The 536-nt window shown below is 63.2% G+C and carries 1 protein-coding gene; it reads left to right on the plus strand.

Going from position 1 to position 536, the window contains the following annotated elements; genetic code table 11:
- Nucleotides 1-536 (plus strand): flavin reductase (locus SB764_RS38240; RefSeq protein WP_410866494.1); only part of this gene is annotated, 536 nt, incomplete at both ends.

Raw genomic sequence — 536 nt, forward strand, 5'->3', positions numbered from 1 at the left:
GCCTGGTTCGACTGCACCACGCACGCGATCATCGACGCGGGCGATCACGCGCTGATCGTCGGCAAGGTGGAAGCGTTCCACTCGGCCGGTTACGCGGGCCTCGGCTATTACCGCGGCGGCTATTTCACGCCCGCCAAGGTCTCGGCGGAAGTGATCGCGGGCCCGAAGGTCATCGTCAACGCGATCATCGCGCGCGACGACAAGGTGCTGCTCACGCGCACTGCCGACAACAAATGGGGTCTGCCTTCGAAAGAGATCGGCAAGGAAGGCGCGGACAAAGCGCTCGCCGCCCTCTTCAGCCAGTACCAGCCGGATGCGTCGGCGAGCTTCATCTATTCGGCGTACAACAACACCGAAACCCATTACCAGTACATCTCGTTCCTTTGCAGCGCGCCCGACGAAGCGGCGGTGGCCGGCGATTTCGTCAGCCTCGACGACATCGCGCCGGACCAGTTCGCGGACAGCGCGCTGGCCAGCATGCTCCAGCGCTATCGCAAGGAGAGCCAGCTCAAAAGCTATGGCATGTACTACGGCGA

Source organism: Paraburkholderia sp. SIMBA_027 (assembly GCF_046535315.1).
Taxonomy (GTDB): domain Bacteria; phylum Pseudomonadota; class Gammaproteobacteria; order Burkholderiales; family Burkholderiaceae; genus Paraburkholderia; species Paraburkholderia tropica.